The following is a 15,952-nucleotide window of genomic DNA, read 5'->3' as shown; positions in this document are numbered from 1 at the left end:
TCGAGTGAGAACGAAAAAATGTATAACAATCCACGTTAATACGCAATTCTGTTCCACAATGTATTTATTTATACAAAGTAAGTATTGTATATGCAGACAAAAATCCTCCTCGATGAGGAGCAGATGCCAAAGAAATGGTATAATGTCCAGGCAGATCTGCCCTCCCCGCTCGATCCCCCGCTTCATCCCGCCACGCACAAGCCCATAGGCCCTGACGACCTGAAGGCAATATTCCCAATGGAACTGATCCGGCAGGAAGTGACCACGGATCGTCATATCGATATCCCCGAAGAGGTGCAGGATGTCCTGCACCTCTGGAGGCCCAGCCCCCTGTACCGTGCCCACCGCCTGGAGAAATTTCTCAAGACCCCGGCGAAAATCTTCTACAAGTGGGAAGGAGTCAGCCCTGCAGGGAGCCACAAGACCAACACCTCCATACCCCAGGCATATTATAACATGAAGGCCGGGATCGAGAGGATCGCCACCGAGACCGGCGCAGGGCAGTGGGGATCGGCGCTTGCCTTTGCCACGATGCTCTACGATATCGAGTGTACGATCTACATGGTAAGGTCAAGCTATACCCAGAAACCCTACCGGAAATCGATGATGCAGGTCTGGGGAGCGGAGTGCATCCCGAGCCCCAGCACCACAACGAATGCCGGGCGTGCGGTACTTGAAAAAGATCCGGATACACCGGGTGCGCTGGGTATCGCTATCTCCGAGGCAGTTGAAGACGCGGCAACGCATGACAACACCAACTATGCTCTGGGCTCCGTGCTGAACCATGTCTGCCTCCACCAGACCGTGATCGGGCTCGAATGCCGCGAGCAGCTGGCGATGGTGGATGAGTATCCCGATGTGGTGATCGGCTGTGTCGGTGGCGGTTCAAACTTTGCCGGGATCTCGTTCCCGTTCGCAGGTGACAAGATGACCGGAAAGCACAAGGATGTGGATCTCATCGGTGTCGAACCCGCTTCGTGCCCCACGCTCACGAAGGGGCTCTACACGTACGATTTCGGCGATGTGGCCGGTCTCACGCCGCTCATGAAGATGTTCACGCTGGGCCATGATTTCGTCCCACCGTCAATTCATGCCGGGGGCCTCCGCTACCATGGGGATTCCCCGATTGTCTCACGTCTTGTTCATGACGGTGTAATGCGGGCAGTAGCCTATCACCAGAGCGAAGTCTTTGAGGCGGCCCAGACCTTTGCCCGGACGGAAGGGATCATCGTTGCACCCGAGACCTCCCACGCGGTCAGATCCGCGATTGACGAGGCGCTGAAGTGCAAAAAGAGTGGGGAGGAGAAGACGATCCTCTTCAACTGCTCGGGCCATGGCAATTTCGACATGTCGGCGTATGATGCCTACTATGCCGGCAAGCTGGTGGACTATGAATACCCGGACGAGCTGATCAAACAGGCCATCGGACGGATCCCCAAAATCTAGATCTTTTTTATGTACCGGATCGGTTTTGTCATCAATCCCGTAGCTGGCATGGGAGGAGCAGTCGGCCTCAAGGGAACCGATGGCAGGGTCGGCGAGGCCAGATCGCTGGGAGCGATACCGCAGGCGGGGAACCGTGCGAAGATGACCATCGACCTGCTGAAAACGGATCAGGATCTGCTCTTTTTGACCTGCTCGGGTGATATGGGAGAGACGATCCTCAAAGAGGCCGGGATACCCGGCTTCAGGGTAGTTTTTACCGGTAAGAACGAGAGTTCCGCGGATGATACAAAAGCTGCCGTGCAAAAGTTCCTCGTTGAGGGTGTGGATCTCGTCCTTTTCTGCGGGGGAGACGGGACGGCACGGGATGTTTTTTCTGTCGCAGGAAGGACATTACCCATGCTCGGAATACCCGCCGGCGTGAAGATGTACTCGGGAATTTTTGCGATCACTCCCGCTGCGGCATCCGAATTGGTCGCCGGGTCAGGAATGACTACCTTGCGGGATGCAGAGATCATGGATGTGGACGAAGAGGCTTACCGGTCCGGGCTCCTCACTACCCGGCTGTTTGGTGTCGCCCGGGTCCCCACCCTCGCCGGTATGGTCCAGGTTTCCAAGCAGGTGTTTGAAGAGGCGGACGAGGAGCGTGCAAAGAACGAGATCGCCCGGTTCATCCGCGAAGTGATGTTACCGGACACGCTCTACATTCTTGGGGCCGGTACGACAACAGAAGCGATTGCGCGGAACCTTGGGGTTCCAAAAACCCTCCTTGGCGTTGACGTGATAAAAAACGGAGCGGTTGTAACTCAGGATGCCAATGAAAAAACTCTCCGTAAACTGGTGGAAACAGAGAAGGACATCCGGATCATCATCAGCCCTATCGGGGCTCAGGGGTTCATTCTCGGACGGGGGAACCAGCAGATCAGCGCAGCGATCGTCAGGAGTGCGGGAATACAGAATATTATCGTCGTTGCCACACCGCACAAGCTCCAGGAGACACCGGAACTGCTGGTGGATACCGGTGACAGTGAGCTCGACCGGGAATTTGGGGATTCGATCCAGGTAATTTCGGGATACAGGATTGCGCAGCGAAAAAGGATCCGACAACTATCCTGAGCGTCAGCAGTCTCTTGTATGTGAACACGATAAACCTGATTTTTTTAGGATCTACAGGATATTTTTCGGTATTGATCCGGAAAAAGAGTTAATTTTTAATTACCTGAGAAGGTGATTATCCGAGCGGTGCAACCGTCCATTTGTACATCTCGTTGAGCACCTGTGCAAGTCCGGCATAGATCGCGGAGAAGCCGCAGAGGAGCCCTTCGTATCCAGCGATCATGGTGACGGTCCCATTACCCGTTGCCTCCCCAAGCGCGAGGAGGATGAACAGGATTGTCAGCGAGCCAAAGACGAACTGCAGTGCCCTGTTCGCCCGGAGGGTCCCGATGAACATGACCGCGGTGAAGAGCCCCCACATGAGGAGGTAGGCAGCCATCGCGTCCTTCGAAGTGGCATCGGCAAGTCCCATCTTCGGGAGCATGATCAGGGCAACAAGGGAGAGCCAAAAGAACCCATACGAGAGGAATGCGGTCATCCCAAATGTGTTGTTCTTTTTCCACTCCATGATCCCTGCAACGATCTGGGCGAGTCCCCCGTAGAAGATCCCCATGGCGAGGATCATCGATCCCAGTTCAAAGAACCCGGCATTGTGCAGGTTCAGGAGAACCGTAGTTATCCCGAACGCTGTCAGTCCGAGGGGTGCCGGGTTTGCAGTCAGGTCGAGATTTTTTACAGTAGTTGCGGTTGTTTCTTTTGTTTCCATGGTTTTTCATCTCCTTGTTTGTTTACAGTTTCCACTTTCGGATCTTCCAGTGAATCCGTTGTTTATAGTTCTTTTGCGCCTTACTCTTCCAGTGTCGAGATGTCGCCTGGATCTATGCCCATCTCTTTTGCCTTGAGGACCCGGCGCATGATCTTGCCGCTGCGTGTCTTGGGTAGTTTCTCCACGAATTCGATCTCGTGTGGAACTGCGATGGGCCCGAGTGTCATCCGGACATGGTAGATCAGCTCCTGCAGGAGCTTGTCGGTTGGCTTGTTACCAACCCTCAGGATGACGAATGCCTTGATGGAGTTTCCTTTCACCGCATCCGGCTTGCCGATGACCGCCGCTTCTGCAACGGCCTGGTGGGAGACTAACGCACTTTCCACCTCCGCGGTGCCGATGTTATGCCCGGCGACAATGATGATGTCGTCAGACCTGCCCAGCACCATGATGTACCCGTCTTTTCCCTTGACAGCAAGGTCACCTGCAGCATAACAGTCCTTTATCGTGTACCAATATTTCTGGTACCGCTCATCATTGTTATACACGGTGCGGAACATGGCCGGCCAGGGTGCTTTTATCACAAGGAACCCTCCAGTGCCGGGTGGCACGGAATTCCCATCCTTGTCTACTACATCGGCAATCACACCAGGTATTGCCTTTCCGGCAAACCCGGGACGCATGGATTCCCCTACCATGGTCGTAATCATCTGCATTCCGGTTTCGGTCTGCCACCAGGTATCAACAATGGGGCACCGATCTCCACCGATTGCGTGGTGATACCATACGAAGGCCTCGGGATTGAGGGGCTCACCAACGGATCCGATCACACGGAGGGAGCTGAGGTCGTACTTCTTTGGCCATTCCTCTCCCATCTTCATGAACATCCGGATCGCAGTCGGGGCCGTATAGAAGATATTGATCTTCTGCTCCTCGATTAATTTCCACCAGATTCCGGGATCCGGGTGGTCGGGTGTCATCTCGGTGACAAATATCGTGGCTCCTACCGCGAGAGGGCCGTAGACGATGTAACTGTGGCCGGTGATCCAGCCGGGATCGGCCGTGCACCAGAAGATGTCGTTCTCCTTGAGATCGAAGACGTACTTTGTTGTATAGTAGGTCCCGACCATGTAACCGGCGCAGGTATGCACGATACCCTTGGGAGATCCCGTGGATCCGCTCGTGTAGAGCATGAACAAAGGATCTTCCGCATCCATGACCTCCGGTTCGCAGACCGCGGGAGCTCCTTCCATCAAGCCGTAGAAGTCGATCTCGAAGTCGGCCCGGATCTCGACAGGCGGCTCTCTCCTTCGCCGGTAGATAATGAGATGTTCGACGCTCGGGGCGTGAAGGATCGACTCCTGGACGGTTGTAATGAGCGGGATTGCCTTACCTCTGCGAATCGAGATATCCGCTGTGATGACAACTTTTGCCTCCGCCTCCCGGATACGCATATTCAATGCGGTCACGCCGAACCCGGCGAAGACCACGCTATGGATGGCACCGATCCGGGCGCATGCCAGCATCGCGATGATCTGCTCGGGTACCATTGGCATGTAGATGCATACCCGGTCACCTTTCTTCACGCCGATCTTCTTCAAGCCACTCGCAAACCGCATCACGTCCGAGAGAAGTTTCTGGTACGTGTAGATTCTCTCCGCACCCCCCTCACCTCTCCAGATGAGTGCTACCTTGTTGCGCCGGTGGGACTTCACATGGCGATCGAGACAGTTGGCCGTTATGTTGAGTTTCGCGTTCACGAACCATTTTGCATAAGGATAATTCCATTCCTTCACTGCATCCCATGAACGGATCCAGTCTAGGTCGTGGGCAATCCTGCTCCAGAAGGCATCAGGATCGGCAAGGAACTCCCGGTATGCTGTTTCATAGTCACCCAGCCAAGAATTCTGTTTGTATTCCGGGCCCGGTATATAGCGAACGGTACTCTCAACCAGTTTGACATCGAAGTTCTCTGTCATGGTCCTCCCATTTTACATTATTAATCATGTTAAACATTCTATATAAAAATTACGCTGGTTGCAAATTTGTAAAAATAAAATAGATCAGTTTCCCGTGAATCCGGCATATTTATGGCTGACACCTTCTGAATTGTGAAACGAGGCTCTTCGGGCTTCTGCTGCTTTATCAAAATGAGGTCGATATACGAAGGGTTATCTATCCGGGTTTTTCAATATAAGATCGATGCTCAAGAAATTCAAGGGGTGCCTGCTGGGTGCGGCGATTGGCGATGCACTGGGTATGCCCAATGAGAGTACCTCTCCCAACCTGAATAAAATGAAATACGGGTACCGCCGCCCGTACAAGGGGCATCCCAACGAGGGACTGAACCCGGGGCAATATACTGATGATACCCAGATGATGATTCTCGCGGGAACACTTCTCGCTGACGGCAAATACAATGAGGACCGCTATGCCACAGCACTTAAGGAGCTCTATACCCGTGGAGCGATGCGTTTTCCCGATGGATCGATTTCTGCGGCCTGCGAGCACTTGGTGAAGAACGCGGCTGGCCAGAAAGGCGTCAAGTCTACAACTTCGGGCTGTCTCCCCCTTGCAGCCCCTTTCGCTCTTGCCTTCCCCGATATGAATGAAGCCTGTGAGCGTGCAGTCCGGGCAGCAAACGTCACCCACACCCATCCTGCGGCCCATGCGGCGGTCTCCACATTTGTCACCCTGCTCTACCACTCGCTCCACGAAACCCCCGATGCCATCGAGCGGGCAGTGCAGAAGGCACTTGTGGAAGATGAAGTGCTGGGGGGAAAAATCCGGAATGCGCTCGCCCTTGAGAAAGATGGCATGGAAACGGAAACGGCACTCCTCAAGATCGGCAACGACGTATCAGTATTCCAGACCTTACCCATCGCGTTCTTCCTGATCAGCCGCTACACCCACCCGCCGGATCTTCTCACCGTATCCGCAAATACGGGAGGTAACACCGATACCATCGCGTTCCTCTGCGGCGCTTATCTTGGGGTGACCCGGGGAATGGATGCACTCCCGCAGGACCTGCTTGAGGGCCTCGAGGACCGGGACCGGATCGAGCTGCTCGGGCAGCGCCTCTATAACGTCTGTTGCCGGAAACTCGAGTAAATACGGCCCGGAATTACAATATACTTTTATTAAACGCCCTCACTGCCGGAAAGACGGGTTAAAAAGGATTAAATTTTTACAGCCGGATATGAGTGTATGAAAGTTGCGATTGTCGGGGCCTCCGGTTATGCCGGAGGCGAGCTGATTCGCCTCCTCGTTCACCACTCTGCAGCAAAGGTTACCTGCGCCACATCGCGCACACTTGCAGGGACACCTCTCGACCAGATCCATCCCCATCTCAAGGGCTTCACTGATCTCCGGTTCGAGAACCCTGCCATCGATGACATCGATGCTGACGTTGCCTTCCTCGCCGTCCCCCATACCGCGGCGATGACCTACGCCGGGAAACTACTCTCCCGGGGCATAAAAGTGGTCGACCTGAGTGCGGACTACCGTCTGCCAAAAGACGTTTTCGAGAAAGTCTACGGTGTTCCCCATACCGACTTTTTCCCTGCACCCTACGGCATCCCGGAACTTCACCGCAAAGACTGCATGAATGCAAAATTTGTGGCAAACCCCGGCTGTTTCCCGACCGGGGCAACCCTTGCCGCTGCCCCGCTAGCAAAATATGCCCATACCGTGATATTCGACTCCAAGACCGGTGTCAGCGGAGCGGGTGACAACCCCTCTGCGACAACACACTATCCGAATGTGGGTGACAATGTCGGGCCGTACAAGTGGACGAGCCATCGCCATCTTGCCGAGATGAAGCAGGAGCTCGCGTTCCTTGGCTCGAAGGCGAAATGCTACTTCACCCCTCACCTTGTCCCGGTCAACCGCGGTATCCTGACCACCGCCCACATCCTGCTCAATGAGTCTCTCGAACAAAAAGATGTGGAGAAGATCTACAGGGACTTCTACAAGGACGAGTACTTCGTCCGCTACCAGAAACCCTCGCTCGCCGCGGTCCGCGGGAGTAACTTCTGCGACCTGATGGTGGAGAGCGAAGGGCTGCGGGTCGTTGCGGTATCTGCAATCGACAATCTTGTGAAAGGTGCCAGCGGCCAGGCCATCCAGAACATGAACCTGATGTGCGGGTATCCCGAGAATGACGGCCTTGTCGGAGCCGGGATGCTTCCCTGAGGTGTGGACAATTATGCTTGTAAAAGATGCAATGACAAAAGATCCGGTGGTCTGCATGGCAACCACCCCCCTCCGGGATGTAGTTGCGCTCTTCCGGAAACACCATATCGGTGGTCTGCCGGTCATGGAAGGAAAAGAACTCGTCGGCATGGTCACGGAGTCCGATCTCATCTCCCTCCTCAGGACAGAGCGGATCTCCGACGATCTCTGGCTCCCGTCCCCGTTTGAGATCATCGAGGTTCCCATCCGCGAATTCATCAACTGGGAAAAGACAAAGGAGGCGCTGACGAATATCGGCGACATGCCGGTGAAAAAAGTGATGACCCACCGGGTGATCACGGCGACAGAAGAGATGACTGTCGAAGCCGCGGCAGCCCTCATGCTCAGGGAAGGGATCTCACGCCTGCCGGTCCTCAAGGAAAAAAAGATCGCAGGAATCATCACCCGGGCCGATATCATTAACGCCGTAGGTGCAACCTATGCCGGTGAAGGGGAAACTGGTGCATAAATGACATTCAAAAGTATCTGTGCTATCGAAGGCGTAAAAACCTGGGGAATGAAGGAAAGTAAGTTCGGCCTCGCCCTGATCGAAGCCCGTGGAACCGCAGCCGGCGTCTTCACCCGGAACTTGGCCCGGGCTGCACCCGTTGAACTGATGCGCAAACAGATCAAGGCGGGGAAGCTCGAAGCGGTCATCGTGAACAGCGGTTGTGCAAATGCCTATACCGGGAAGAGGGGGTACGACGATGCCGTTACTATGACCGAGTACGCGGGATCGGCTCTTGGCGTGAAACCCAGGCATGTCGGTGTTGCAAGCACCGGTGTCATAGGGCGGTATCTAGATCTCCCGCTGATAAAGCGCCAGTGCGAGACTGTTGCTCCGAAGATCGATCACACGCCGGAAGCAGAGATCCTCGCGGCCCAAGCGATTATGACAACGGACACATTTCCCAAACACGCCCTCATCGAGAAGGAAACCTTCCGGGTCGGGGGCATAGCCAAGGGCAGCGGCATGATCGCCCCGAACATGGGCACCATGCTCGCATTCATCTATACCGATGTTGAGATCGACGCAAAATCTCTGGCGGACTCCCTGAAGCAGGCTACCCGACGGTCCTTCAACCGGGTCGTGGTGGATGGCGATACCAGCACCAACGACATTGCCCTTTGCACCGCCACCGGCTCAGCAGGAAAAGTGAAGCACGCGGAGTTCTCTGCAGCGCTTGAAGCGTGCTGTCGGTCCCTTGCAGAGCAGATCGCTACCGATGGTGAAGGGGCAACGAAACTGATCGAAGTGACGGTCAGGAGTGCTAAGAAAGAGGAAGATGCGGCGAAAGTAGCCCGCACGGTCATCGAATCTCCTCTCGTGAAGACTGCGGTATATGGTGAAGACCCCAACTGGGGCCGGGTTGTCGCGGCAGCAGGACGGGCCGGCGTGAAGTTCGATCCGAATGCCGTCTCCCTGTGGATCAGCGATGGCAAAAAGAAACACCCGCTCGTGAAATCCGGAGAGATCATCGCTGACCTGGATGCGGCAAAGAAAGCGATGCATGGCAGGAAAGTGATCTTTATCCTCGACCTCGCAACCGGCAAAGAGGAAGCAACTGCCTGGGGCTGCGATCTCACCGAGCGCTACGTGGAGATCAACGGGAGGTACACCACATGATGAAACGAGAGGACGTCCTGATGGAGGCGCTGCCGTACATCCAGCAGTTCCATGGAAAGACCATCGTGATCAAACTCGGCGGCCACGCGATGGTGGATCCCGTGGTCCTGGAAAACGCGATACGGGACGCGGTCCTCCTCCACTACGTTGGCATCCGGGTGGTGCTGGTCCATGGCGGCGGCCCGGAGATCAGCGAGAAGATGAAACAGATGGGCAAGGAATCAGTCTTTGTCGGGGGCCTGCGGGTGACCGATGAGGAGACCCTCGAGATCGCCCAGATGGTGCTCGTCGGCAAGATCAACAAGGGTATCGTCTCCCTGATCGCCAAGTGCGGCGCCCGGGGGGTCGGCCTCTCCGGCAGCGACGGGAACCTGATCCTCGCAAAGAAGATGGATCTCCAGAAGGTCGAGATCGAAGGCGTCCAGAAGGAAGTGGACCTCGGGCACGTGGGCGAAATTGAGTGGATCGATCCCACGATCCTTAACACCCTCCTCGACAAGGACTACATTCCGGTAGTGTCACCCATTGCAATCGATAAGTACGGTGGCAGCCTGAATATCAATGCCGATACCGCGGCCGGGGACATTGCGATCGCGCTCCATGCATACAAGCTCGTTAATATGACCGATGTCGATGGGGTCATGGACAAAGCCCGCACGCAGGTCTTCCGGAAACTGACCATCCGCGAGGCGAATGATCTGCAGAAGTCCGGGGCGATCGGAGAAGGGATGATCCCAAAGGTCATGTCTATAACAAAGGCCGTGGAGAACGGTGTCAGCTATGCCCATATTATCAACGGGAACATCGAGCACAACCTTATTCTCGAACTCTTCACGCATGACGGCGTCGGGACGATGATCTCCCTCACCTGATTCCACATTTTTTTGAAGCTTGCCGGTATAGGCATTTTATTAAATCAGGAGTTTTCAAAATAAGTAACAGGTTTCTTATTTATGGACAAGACCATCAAGATTGCCGCCGGATTGTTCGTTGCCGTTGTTGTCGCGAGTCTCGTATTATTCCTTGCCGGTTCCCCCCAGGCGGCAGTCCCCTCCGCTTCACCTACGATCATATCCTCCACGACCATCTATTATTTCTGGGGAGACGGATGTCCTCACTGTGAAGCTATCAAGCCATTCATAGACAATCTCACACAGAAATATCCGGATGCCAATATCCAGGTTCTCGAAGTCTGGAAAAACCAGACCAACCAGAATATCTACACTCAGGCAAACGCTGCAGCTGGATTATCCACACCGCCCGGCGTACCTGAAGTAGTCATCGGCAAGACGGTACTTGTGGGAGAAAAGGATATCCCCGACAAGCTCGAGGCACTGGTTCAGGATTACCTCAAAAAAAAACAGTAAATAATCCCCCCCCTCCGTCCCCGCTACCGGGGAATACCACCCCGGGAAACCTCACTTCCTCCAATGTCACCGTTAGTGCCGTTTATTTTTATGGCGACGGGTGTGAGCACTGCGAACGGCTGAAACCCCTCATTGCAGATCTTCAGGTGCGTTATCCTGCACTTCACCTTGAATCCCTGGAAGTCTACCATAATACCACGAACCAGCAGCGGTTCATCGAGATGAACCGCCAGTATACCACGGGAAACTCCGGTATCCCGATCGTGTTCATCGGGGACACTGCTCTTGTGGGGGAAGATCAGATCCGGGATCATTTTGAGGAACAGATCCGTGCAGAACTGCAGCGCAACGGATGTAACACAACTGCTGCCCCCGCCCCCTCACAGCCCAGTTGTACTACCGCCCCGCTCTCCCTGTCACCCGGCCTGGTCATCCTCTCTGCCCTGGCCGACAGCGCAAATCCCTGTGCATTGTCGGTCCTGATCTTCCTCCTGATCTCCATGGCCGCGGCAGAGAACCGGAAACGCCTCCTTCTTATTGGCGGCACGTATGTGTCCGCCGTCTTCCTCTTCCATCTCTTCATGGGAATCGGTCTCTTCTCAGTGGTCTCCCTGTCCGGTCTCTCAAAAATCTTCTCCCTCCTCGGGGGAGCAGTCGCGCTCATCCTTGGCCTGATCACGATCATTGATGTGGCCCGGAACAAAGAGCACTACCTCCTCTCTATTCCCAATGCAGGAAAAGGGCTCATCGGCCGGTATATCCGGCAGGCCTCCCTTCCCGCTGCATTTGCCCTCGGTATCCTTGCCGGGCTGTTCGGGTTCTCCTGCACCGGCGGGATCTACATCAGCATCCTGGGTCTCATGGGCAGGAGTCTGAGCCTTGCAGAAGGGCTTCCATACCTGATCCTGTATAATATCGTCTTTGTCCTGCCTCTCGTGCTCGTAACGCTCCTCGTGGCCTACGGGATTCCCCCGGAGCGGGCAGAGCAGTGGAGAAGCGATAACAAGCGGATCCTCCGGCTGGTCATCGGCCTTATTATGATCACGCTCGGTGCGGTGATCTTCCTCGGGTGGCTTGGGTAAATTTTTTTTTGAAACGAATTTCAAAACGGATTAAAAAAGTATTACGGCAGATCCCCGTCGTCGGTGAATTCTTTCTGGCGTTCTTCGCTCATGGTGATAAGGATCTCAAAGATCTTCCTGACGGCAACAGGGTCGATCTTACGCTCGACCGCTTGGTCAAAGACCAAGGACAGCACTTCTGCACTTCGCTTCTCATCATGGACAGCAATCCCGTTTTTAATCTTGATATGCGCGACCTGGTTTGCCAGCTCCTGCCGCTCTGCAATCAACCGGATGATCCCGGCGTCCACCCGGGAGATCTCGGTGCGCACCTGTTCAAGGGACATATCATATACATTCCTTTCGCATTTGCATAAACGTAATCCTTACGAGCAGGGACACCCAACCTATAAGGCAGAACATTCTCTCTGGTGAATTTTAGTATGTTTGAACGAATTACCCGGCGTGAAGAAGCCGACCTGTTTGTGGCCTGGATGGCCATCGCAATCTCCTTTACTATCATCAAAATTGCTCCCTATGGAATAACCGGTCCGGTCTCGCGCCTTGACCCCGTGGTCATGCTGCTCTATTTCGGGATCTCCTTAATCACGGTCGGTATCGGGTTCATCCTCCATGAGATGGCCCACAAGTTTACCGCGATCCGGTACGGGTACTGGGCGGAATTCCGGAAAGATAATATCATGCTCATGATCGCAATCGTGATGGCTGCGCTCGTGGGTTTTGTCTTTGCTGCACCCGGAGCAACTGTCATCTATTCCAATACCGGCGACGGCAGAATCATGACCCGGGAGCAGAACGGGATCATCTCCGCCTCCGGCCCGGTAGTGAACCTCCTGCTCTGCATCCCGTTTTTGATTATGGTATTCCTTGGTGGAATATCCTTTGATTCCCCGACATACCTGCTCAGGGTCATCGGGATCTTCGGGATTCAGATCAACGCGATGATCGCCGCATTCAATCTCCTGCCGATCAGTATCCTCGACGGGAGAAAGGTGTTCGCGTGGAATATACCGGTATTCCTGGTACTGATCGTTGCGTCCTTTGGGACGCTCCTTGCCTCGTTCTACCTGCTCTGAACTCAGGCAATCTCTTTTTTAGCAAATACTGTGGATCGCGTCAACGATTATTGTGTTTTTAATCTCTCAAGAACCCTGACTACATCCTGCCCCTTGGCGTAGGCGTCTTTCAGTGCGGTCGGGTGGTTTTTGATTCCCTTGTACTCATCCATGTTGTTGGCGATGATATTGTCGTAATATTCAAAACCCGTGCCATTGAAAATCGCCGTAATTGCGGGAAATGCTCCGTCGAACACATGATCCCAGTTCTGCCCGGCTGTTGAGACAAACAGCGCCTTATGGCGCCTGATATGGTCATTGGAAAAATACAGGGTTTTCAATATAAATTTCCGGGCCCAGAGATATTGTCCCCTGTCGATCAACCCTTTGAGTTCTGCGGTGATACCCATCGTATAGATCGGAGATGCTACTGCGATACAATCCACAGCCAGTATTTTCTCAAAAAGGGATATTGCATCGTCTTTCACAACGCACTCCCCGGTTTTATGGCAGGCATTACATCCCCGGCATGGTGTATAGGTTAGATCTTTAAGTACAACTTTCTCCACGGACGCCCCGGCCGATCGTGCGCCGTCAAGGAAGCTGTCCAGCAACGTCTCGGTGTTCCCGTGCCGGTGCGGACTTCCCGATATTCCCAGAACCGTAACAACCATGGTATCCTCAGGTAACGAGCCGCTTCTTCAACTCGGCGATCACGGTCTTGCCGAGTTTCGTTGCATCGGCTTTTGCGGTAGGGTGCCGCTCAATCGCCCCTTTCTCATCCACGCCATTGATCATCAGGTAGCTGATATCCTCGTTTTTGATATCAATCACATGGTAGAAGCACTTCACTGATGGAACGGCCGCATCGAAGACATAGCTCCAGGTCTGGCCGGCGCTCGCGAGGAAGACCCCGAGCCGCTTTCCCTTCCGTTCTGGAGGAATAACCGGAAGCTTGAGTACGTACTTCCGGGACCGGAATACCTGTGCCCGGTCGATCAGCGCCTTGGGGAGAGCGGCGATCCCCATGCAGTAGATCGGTGAGGAGAGGATGATGCAGTCGGCCTCGATGATCTTGTCGTGGTAGACGTCCATCCCGTCTCGCTGGACACACTTGTTGAGCTTCTCGCAGGCATTGCACCCCCGGCATATATTTATATTTGCCTCGGTGAGGGGGACTTTCTGGATGGATACCTCCGGGTCTTCGGCCATTGATGCAAGAATCCAGTCGAGCAGTGTCTCCGAGTTCCCGTTCCGGCGCGGGCTTCCGGCAAAGGCGAGAACCTTGATCGTCATTACACTGTTCTATGTCATCCTCGTTGAAAAATAATTGGATGCGGGATACCGGGAGTATGCACTTTTCATAAAACGGCCAGGACTTTTGTTAAGGATCCGTTTGGATATGCTGCAATATCCGGATGTTCTAGCTCTCCCGGCTCTGGCCGTAATGCACATTGCGGAACCGGATCAGCTCATTGCAGAACTCACCCAGGTACTCGTCCATCGACAGGCTGCCCTCCTCGAATACGCAGTCACCTTCCTCCACGACCTTGTTGATCATGTCCCGGGTGGGGAGGATCAGATCGATCTTCACACCGGACTTTTCCGAACCCCGGATCAGTGCTTCACGGAAGAGCCCGATGCAGTACCCGATCCGGTAGGTGTAGGTATGCCGGGTCTTTTCGAGATACCCGGCGACACGGTCTGTCTCGATGCGGAGGAAGTCCTCGAGGATTTTGTGATCTTTGCACTTCCCGAGCATGTACTTGTAATGGGCGTATGGGTACATCTCCTCGAGTTCTGCGGGGACGATCCCGCAGGTGCCGAAGATAACGACATGGTACTGTGATTCGTCAAAGACCTGCCCGATGATCATCCGGATCAACTGGTGACTGGGGCTTGCACTGTAGGGTTTCCTGACTGCACAGGGCATGAAAATGGCAATATCTTTGGGAGCCACGTCATACTCATCGATGATATACCGGTACGACTGCTCAAATTCCGGAAGGTAGAACGGGGGATCGGTGAGAATCGGTTGTGAGCCTGCATTTTTATCTTCCGGTCCATTGTCTGCCATCGTCTTCCATATCAGATCGTCCCGGGATCACATGAACCAACCGCCCGCGGATCGCATTGCCAATCGTACTGATATCCGCCGGGTTATTAGCGAAGTCATTCCGGGATTGTATGATGGTTGAAAAAAGGATTTCCGGTAAGGGTTTACCGGGCCTCCCGGGTCTTGACCGGACGCTATACTTTCTTGAAACAGAGGTACCAGTCTTTGCACTCGTACCCCTCGGTTGGCCGCTTCTCCATCTCGGCTGCAGTCTTGGGCGCCGGGATGACAACCTTGTCACCCGGCTGCCAGTTGGCCGGGGTCGAGACCTTGTACTTGTCCGTGGTCTGGAGTGCCTTGACAAGCCTGATGATCTCCGGCATGAACCGGCCGTTCTGCAGGGGATAGTAGATCATCGCCCGCATGACCCCTTTGTCATCGATGAAGAAGACGCAGCGGACCGTGGCAGTCGAGCTCTGGCCCGGATGGATCATCCCGTACTTGTGGGCGACTTTCATGTTCAGGTCCGCAATGACCGGGAATGGGATCTGGACACCCATCTTCTCTTTGATGTCATGGATCCAGGCAAGGTGGGCGGAGATGCTGTCAACCGAGAGCCCGAGCAGCTGGACATTCAGGGCCTTGAGTTCATCGTAGATCGATGCGAAAGCCATGAACTCCGTTGTACAGACCGGTGTGAAATCCGCCGGATGGGAGAACATCACCACCCACTTTCCCTTCAGTCCTGAAAGGGTAATGGGCCCCTGGGTGGTCTCCGCTTCGAAATCCGGTGCTGGTTCCCCGAGGACCGGAAACGAGATGCAACTTTCGATGTCCATCGCAGATTCCTCCTTACTTCTTCATCACTTCGTCGAGCTGGGCCTTCCCGTACACATACGCCGGCATGCCCGAGAGCAGGAACGTGACGCGGAGCGCTTCTTCCACTTCCGCCTTGGTGACACCGAGGTTTGCAGCACCCATAAGCTGGGCCCTGACCGCGTGCTGGTCCCGGAGGGCAGCGGCGATCGCGATCGCGATCAGCTTCTTGGTCTTCTTCGTAAGCTTGCCATCATCCCATATGTGCTGCTCGAACTTCATCACGAGCTCGAACATCTCAGGATCGTTCGTGGTCAGTTCTTTGAAGAATTTCGGTACTTTACCGATCTTCTTTTCAAGGTCATTGAGGCTCTTCTTTGTTGCTGCTTTCTTTGCAGCAGGAACGTTCCTGGTTACCGGTACTTTCTTTGTTACAGTTTTTGCCATATTC

The 15,952-nt window shown here is 54.4% G+C and carries 18 protein-coding genes; 10 read left to right on the top strand and 8 right to left on the bottom strand.

Translation table 11 applies throughout. The annotated features are described in order from the left end of the window. Positions 1-90 precede the first annotated feature (90 nt). Both ABSE13_RS07525 and ABSE13_RS07520 read left to right on the top strand, forming a co-directional pair. Positions 91-1,446, top strand: a complete 1,356-nt coding sequence (locus ABSE13_RS07525) for a TrpB-like pyridoxal phosphate-dependent enzyme (RefSeq protein WP_424027895.1) — start codon at positions 91-93, stop codon at positions 1,444-1,446. A gap of 9 nt (positions 1,447-1,455) precedes the next feature. Beyond that, a complete protein-coding gene (locus tag ABSE13_RS07520) occupies positions 1,456-2,559 on the top strand; it encodes an ATP-NAD kinase family protein (protein ID WP_424027894.1) in 1,104 nt (367 codons plus the stop codon). 115 nt (positions 2,560-2,674) lie between these two features. Here ABSE13_RS07520 and ABSE13_RS07515 read toward each other — a convergent pair whose 3' ends face one another. Together ABSE13_RS07515 and acs are read right to left on the bottom strand one after the other, a co-directional pair. Then, positions 2,675-3,265: an acetate uptake transporter gene (locus ABSE13_RS07515; protein ID WP_424027893.1), complete on the bottom strand. Its 591-nt coding sequence runs from the start codon at positions 3,263-3,265 to the stop codon at positions 2,675-2,677. Positions 3,266-3,345: 80 nt separating this feature from the next. Continuing rightward, complete coding sequence (gene acs, locus ABSE13_RS07510) at positions 3,346-5,244, bottom strand: acetate--CoA ligase (RefSeq protein ID WP_424027892.1); 1,899 nt, start codon at positions 5,242-5,244, stop codon at positions 3,346-3,348. A 223-nt stretch (positions 5,245-5,467) separates the two neighbouring features. On the opposite strand from acs, the gene ABSE13_RS07505 reads away from it, so the two are divergent. From ABSE13_RS07505 to ABSE13_RS07475, 7 genes are all read left to right on the top strand, one after another. After that, positions 5,468-6,376, top strand: coding sequence for an ADP-ribosylglycohydrolase family protein (locus ABSE13_RS07505; RefSeq protein ID WP_424027891.1), 909 nt, complete (start codon positions 5,468-5,470; stop codon positions 6,374-6,376). A gap of 96 nt (positions 6,377-6,472) precedes the next feature. Beyond that, a complete protein-coding gene (gene argC, locus ABSE13_RS07500; protein WP_424027890.1) occupies positions 6,473-7,459 on the top strand; it encodes an N-acetyl-gamma-glutamyl-phosphate reductase in 987 nt (328 codons plus the stop codon). 13 nt (positions 7,460-7,472) lie between these two features. Continuing rightward, positions 7,473-7,967, top strand: a complete 495-nt coding sequence (locus tag ABSE13_RS07495; protein ID WP_424027889.1) for a CBS domain-containing protein — start codon at positions 7,473-7,475, stop codon at positions 7,965-7,967. Continuing rightward, complete coding sequence (gene argJ, locus ABSE13_RS07490; protein WP_424027888.1) at positions 7,968-9,125, top strand: bifunctional ornithine acetyltransferase/N-acetylglutamate synthase; 1,158 nt, start codon at positions 7,968-7,970, stop codon at positions 9,123-9,125. Beyond that, entirely contained in the window at positions 9,125-9,997 is an 873-nt protein-coding gene (gene argB / locus ABSE13_RS07485; RefSeq protein ID WP_424027947.1) for an acetylglutamate kinase, read from the top strand. The genes argJ and argB overlap by 1 nt, the downstream gene beginning before the upstream one ends. An 81-nt stretch (positions 9,998-10,078) precedes the next feature. Continuing rightward, positions 10,079-10,492 (top strand): thioredoxin domain-containing protein, encoded by a 414-nt coding sequence (locus ABSE13_RS07480; protein ID WP_424027887.1) that lies wholly within the window; start codon positions 10,079-10,081, stop codon positions 10,490-10,492. A gap of 146 nt (positions 10,493-10,638) precedes the next feature. Further along, positions 10,639-11,574, top strand: a complete 936-nt coding sequence (locus ABSE13_RS07475) for a cytochrome c biogenesis CcdA family protein (RefSeq protein WP_424027886.1) — start codon at positions 10,639-10,641, stop codon at positions 11,572-11,574. Positions 11,575-11,615: 41 nt separating this feature from the next. Here ABSE13_RS07475 and ABSE13_RS07470 read toward each other — a convergent pair whose 3' ends face one another. Next, a complete protein-coding gene (locus tag ABSE13_RS07470) occupies positions 11,616-11,900 on the bottom strand; it encodes a chorismate mutase (RefSeq protein WP_424027885.1) in 285 nt (94 codons plus the stop codon). A gap of 96 nt (positions 11,901-11,996) precedes the next feature. On the opposite strand from ABSE13_RS07470, the gene ABSE13_RS07465 reads away from it, so the two are divergent. Beyond that, positions 11,997-12,650 carry a zinc metalloprotease gene (locus ABSE13_RS07465; RefSeq protein ID WP_424027884.1) on the top strand — a complete coding sequence of 218 codons (654 nt, stop codon included), beginning with the start codon at positions 11,997-11,999 and terminating at the stop codon, positions 12,648-12,650. 47 nt (positions 12,651-12,697) lie between these two features. Here the strand turns inward: ABSE13_RS07465 and ABSE13_RS07460 are convergent, their stop codons facing one another. The 5 genes from ABSE13_RS07460 to ABSE13_RS07440 form a co-directional block, all read right to left on the bottom strand. Beyond that, positions 12,698-13,303, bottom strand: coding sequence for a flavodoxin family protein (locus tag ABSE13_RS07460; protein ID WP_424027883.1), 606 nt, complete (start codon positions 13,301-13,303; stop codon positions 12,698-12,700). Between the two features lie 7 nt (positions 13,304-13,310). Continuing rightward, positions 13,311-13,925, bottom strand: a complete 615-nt coding sequence (locus ABSE13_RS07455) for a flavodoxin family protein (RefSeq protein WP_424027882.1) — start codon at positions 13,923-13,925, stop codon at positions 13,311-13,313. A gap of 127 nt (positions 13,926-14,052) precedes the next feature. Further along, on the bottom strand, positions 14,053-14,706 hold the full coding sequence (locus ABSE13_RS07450) for a DUF5591 domain-containing protein (protein WP_424027881.1): 654 nt from the start codon (positions 14,704-14,706) through the stop codon (positions 14,053-14,055). Positions 14,707-14,879: 173 nt separating this feature from the next. Beyond that, the gene (locus ABSE13_RS07445; protein ID WP_424027880.1) at positions 14,880-15,524 is read right to left on the bottom strand and encodes a peroxiredoxin; all 645 of its coding nucleotides are present in this window, start codon (positions 15,522-15,524) and stop codon (positions 14,880-14,882) included. A 13-nt stretch (positions 15,525-15,537) separates the two neighbouring features. Further along, positions 15,538-15,948 carry a carboxymuconolactone decarboxylase family protein gene (locus ABSE13_RS07440; protein WP_424027879.1) on the bottom strand — a complete coding sequence of 137 codons (411 nt, stop codon included), beginning with the start codon at positions 15,946-15,948 and terminating at the stop codon, positions 15,538-15,540. Between the last annotated feature and the right edge of the window lie 4 nt (positions 15,949-15,952).

This window comes from Methanoregula sp. (genome assembly GCF_049518935.1).
In the GTDB taxonomy this organism is placed as follows: Archaea; Halobacteriota; Methanomicrobia; order Methanomicrobiales; family Methanospirillaceae; genus Methanoregula.
This window is presented reverse-complemented; position numbering and strand designations above follow the sequence as displayed.

Coding starts and splice junctions, on each gene's coding strand:
- ABSE13_RS07525 (WP_424027895.1), top strand. CDS start 91: ATGCAGACAAAAATCCTCCTCGATGAGGAGCAGATGCCAAAGAAATGG.
- ABSE13_RS07520 (WP_424027894.1), top strand. CDS start 1,456: ATGTACCGGATCGGTTTTGTCATCAATCCCGTAGCTGGCATGGGAGGA.
- ABSE13_RS07515 (WP_424027893.1), bottom strand. CDS start 3,265: ATGGAAACAAAAGAAACAACCGCAACTACTGTAAAAAATCTCGACCTG.
- acs (WP_424027892.1), bottom strand. CDS start 5,244: ATGACAGAGAACTTCGATGTCAAACTGGTTGAGAGTACCGTTCGCTAT.
- ABSE13_RS07505 (WP_424027891.1), top strand. CDS start 5,468: ATGCTCAAGAAATTCAAGGGGTGCCTGCTGGGTGCGGCGATTGGCGAT.
- argC (WP_424027890.1), top strand. CDS start 6,473: ATGAAAGTTGCGATTGTCGGGGCCTCCGGTTATGCCGGAGGCGAGCTG.
- ABSE13_RS07495 (WP_424027889.1), top strand. CDS start 7,473: ATGCTTGTAAAAGATGCAATGACAAAAGATCCGGTGGTCTGCATGGCA.
- argJ (WP_424027888.1), top strand. CDS start 7,968: ATGACATTCAAAAGTATCTGTGCTATCGAAGGCGTAAAAACCTGGGGA.
- argB (WP_424027947.1), top strand. CDS start 9,125: ATGAAACGAGAGGACGTCCTGATGGAGGCGCTGCCGTACATCCAGCAG.
- ABSE13_RS07480 (WP_424027887.1), top strand. CDS start 10,079: ATGGACAAGACCATCAAGATTGCCGCCGGATTGTTCGTTGCCGTTGTT.
- ABSE13_RS07470 (WP_424027885.1), bottom strand. CDS start 11,900: ATGTCCCTTGAACAGGTGCGCACCGAGATCTCCCGGGTGGACGCCGGG.
- ABSE13_RS07465 (WP_424027884.1), top strand. CDS start 11,997: ATGTTTGAACGAATTACCCGGCGTGAAGAAGCCGACCTGTTTGTGGCC.
- ABSE13_RS07460 (WP_424027883.1), bottom strand. CDS start 13,303: ATGGTTGTTACGGTTCTGGGAATATCGGGAAGTCCGCACCGGCACGGG.
- ABSE13_RS07455 (WP_424027882.1), bottom strand. CDS start 13,925: ATGACGATCAAGGTTCTCGCCTTTGCCGGAAGCCCGCGCCGGAACGGG.
- ABSE13_RS07450 (WP_424027881.1), bottom strand. CDS start 14,706: ATGGCAGACAATGGACCGGAAGATAAAAATGCAGGCTCACAACCGATT.
- ABSE13_RS07445 (WP_424027880.1), bottom strand. CDS start 15,524: ATGGACATCGAAAGTTGCATCTCGTTTCCGGTCCTCGGGGAACCAGCA.
- ABSE13_RS07440 (WP_424027879.1), bottom strand. CDS start 15,948: ATGGCAAAAACTGTAACAAAGAAAGTACCGGTAACCAGGAACGTTCCT.